This window comes from uncultured Pseudosulfitobacter sp. (genome assembly GCF_963976325.1).
Taxonomy (GTDB): Bacteria; Pseudomonadota; Alphaproteobacteria; order Rhodobacterales; family Rhodobacteraceae; genus Pseudosulfitobacter.
The window spans coordinates 1-3,256 of the sequence record NZ_CAXBJW010000024.1 but is presented as its reverse complement, the minus strand read 5'-3'; the positions used below and the strand labels follow the sequence as shown (position 1 = coordinate 3,256).

Sequence of the window (3,256 nt, the reverse complement as noted above, 5' to 3'; positions counted from 1 at the left end):
TGGTGGGATGGGCGCGCAAATACGGGATGCAAAGCACGATCCACACCGGCGGCCCCTCGATCCCCGGATCGGGGTTGATCGACGCCGATATGGTGCTCGAGACGGGGACAGATGTGGTCGGGCACATCAATGGCGGACACTCCGCCCTGCCCGACGACCAGATCATCTGCCTGTGCGAAGGCTGCAAAGCCGCGCTCGAGATTGTGCACAACGGAAATGAGCGCGCCGCGTTGCTGACGCTGAATACCGCGCGCGAGCTTGGCAAGTTGGATCAGTTGATCCTTGGCACCGACGGTCCGGCAGGGTCCGGCGTGCAACCTTTGGGGATCATGCGGATGGTCGCGATGCTGTCGTCGCTGGGGAATGTCCCGGCCGAGATCGCGTTCTGCTTTGCCAATGGCAACACCGCGCGGCAGCGCAAGCTCGATACCGGATTGATCGAGGTCGGCAAATGTGCGGATTTCGTCTTGATGGATCAGGCACAGCATGCGCCCGGCAAGAACATGCTCGAATCCGTCCAACTGGGCAATTTGCCGGGTGTGGGTATGACGGTGATTGATGGCGTGGTCCGCAGCTTGCGCAGTCGCAACACCCCGCCCGCGACCCGCCTGCCGGAGCTGATCAGCGGCAGCGTCGGGACGTAACCACGCGCGATATCAGGCGCAGCACCCGCACCGCTGCGCCCAAGTGACGCGATGTTTCAATGACATCGCAGGTGCCCTGGCGCCCTTCTTTCGGTTTCGCCAAAAGAAAGGCTTTTCTTACCTGTGCATTCATGGTCAGTTTTCGCCAAGATACAGGACCGCGTTAGCGGGGGGCCTTGGTGCGTGTAAAAACCTGTCAAACGTCAGTTTGCGGAACATTGTTCCATCATGCGGTATTGCAGTTTGGATTTTAACGATTAGGCTGCAGACATCAGAGTCGCGGACAATCGTGGAGGAGTGTCCGGCAACAGGCTCGATAAGGGAGGACGAAATGGCCACACTATCTGTATCTATGCTGTCTGCGGGCCGGTGCATATGACCGCAATGACCCCCGAGGAAGCCATTCGCCACGTGGTTTCGACAAACCCGACGTTCGAGGTAGCCGAGAGCAACATTCGTGGCGTCACCTATAAGACATTCAAAAACATTCCCAAAACCCTTGGAGGCCTCGTTCAGGCGAGCCGCGAGATTCATGATAACGGGGCGGCGGAGTTTCTGGTCTATCAGGACGAACGCTGGACCTATGATGAATTTGTCGCCGACGTGAATCGTATTGCCAACGGGCTGCGCGACACGCTTGGGATCAAGACCGGCGACCGTGTCGGCATCGCGATGCGCAACTATCCCGAACTGTTGATGTTAACCCTTGCCGTCGCCTCTGCCGGTGCGGTGGTGGTGTTCGTGAACGCGTGGTGGACGACCGAAGAGCTCGACTATGCGCTGCAAGACAGCGGTGCCAAGACGGTGTTTGCTGATGGTCCCCGCTTTGAACGGATGATGCCGCTGGTCGACGACCTAGGGCTGCGTCTGATCGGCGTGCGTGATGGCGAAGACATGGGCCCGCACAAGCTATCGGCGGTGATGCAAGGTATGGCCGATACTGCGCCCGAGGGTGTCGACCTGGACACCGACGATGATTTTGCGGTGATGTATTCCTCTGGCACGACGGGCAAGCCGAAAGGTGTGGTCCAAACCCACCGTGGTGCGCTGAGCGCGGTGTTCAGCTGGCTGTTACAGGCGGTCGCCGTCCCGCTGGTCACACCCCCTGAACCCGGTGCGCCGCCCGCGCCGCGCCCGTCGGGGTTAATCGTCACGCCGCTGTTCCACGTCACTGCGACGCATCCGCTGTTTTTGCTGAGCCTGCCAGCCGGTGCCAAGATTTCGCTGCTGCACAAATGGGATGCCGAAGAAGCGGTGCGTGTGATCAACCGCGAAGGCGTGACCCGTTTTCTAGGTGTGCCGACGCAATCTGCTGACCTGCTTGAGGCCGCGAAACGCATGGGCGAGACGCTGCCGACGCTCAGCTGGCTTGGGGCTGGCGGGGCGAAACGCCCTGCGGCCCAGGTGGCGCAGCTTAAGGGACAATTCCCCGCCGCTGATATCGCGACCGGCTGGGGCATGACCGAGACCAACGCCCTTGGTATCGGGATGGTTGGCGAAGAATACAACAAACGCCCCGACGCCGCAGGCAAGCTGCACCCGCCGCTGCAAGATATCCGGTTTCTGGATGACAAGGGCAACGATGTGCCACAGGGCGAACTGGGCGAGATTACCGTCAAAAGCCCCGCCAACATGCGCTGCTATCTGAACAAGCCCGAAGCCACTGAAGAGACGATGCAAGACGGCTGGCTGCGCACAGGTGATCTGGGTGTCATCGACGCCGACGGCTATATCACGATCCTGGACCGCAAGAAGAACATCATCATTCGCGGTGGTGAAAACATTGCCTGTCTTGACGTGGAAGGCGCGTTGCACACCCACCCCGATGTGATCGAGGCCTGCGCGTTCTCTGTCCCCGATCCGCGTTTGGGCGAAGTCGTCGGGGCCTCTGTGCAGACCCGCGATGGCAAGCCGTTAACGCAGGCGGATATGGCGGCGCACCTCGACGGGCGGCTGGCCAAATTCAAGATACCCGAAAAACTGTGGTGCCAGGACGGTCCTTTGACCCGTGGTGCCACCGACAAGATTGACCGCCGTGCGATCCGCGCGGCCTGTCTGGACACATAAGGCCCACCAACCGGGCCGGAAGAAAGGAAGACTATGAACACCCCAACCGACGCAGAAATTGGTGCCTATATCGGTGCTGCCGGCAAAGCCGCGTGGGAGGTCCCGGACCTGCCCGCCAACACCAAACAGCGCGAGATCAAATCCGTAGGCATCATCGGCGCGGGCACGATGGGCGGTGGCATTGCGATGAACTTTGCCACCGCGGGCATCCCCGTCACCATCGTCGAGACCACGCAAGAAGCACTGGATCGCGGGTTGAAGGTTGTGCGCGGCAACTACCAGCGCAGCAGTGACAAGGGCCGTTTCCCGCAAGACGAAGTCGAAGCCCGGATGGACCGTTTCGACGGCAAGCTGGAACTTGCTGCCTTGGCGGACTGTGATCTGGTGATCGAAGCCGTGTTCGAAGACATGGAGCTGAAGCGCAAGATCTTCACCGAGCTGGACCGCGTGATGAAACCCGGCGCGATCCTTGCGACGAACACCTCGGCGTTGAACATCGACGAAATCGCAGCGATGACCAGCCGCCCCGAAGACGTCATCGGGCT

General features: G+C 60.6%; 3 protein-coding genes. All 3 read left to right on the top strand.

The features are described 5' to 3' along the window. Positions 1-644: amidohydrolase family protein (locus tag AAC077_RS19750; RefSeq protein WP_339773512.1), on the top strand; the 644-nt coding region annotated here is incomplete at its 5' end. Positions 645-1,019: 375 nt separating this feature from the next. Beyond that, on the top strand, positions 1,020-2,711 hold the full coding sequence (locus AAC077_RS19745; RefSeq protein WP_339773509.1) for an AMP-binding protein: 1,692 nt from the start codon (positions 1,020-1,022) through the stop codon (positions 2,709-2,711). 33 nt (positions 2,712-2,744) lie between these two features. Beyond that, the coding region (locus AAC077_RS19740) for a 3-hydroxyacyl-CoA dehydrogenase NAD-binding domain-containing protein (RefSeq protein WP_339773507.1) at positions 2,745-3,256 on the top strand (512 nt) is incomplete at its 3' end.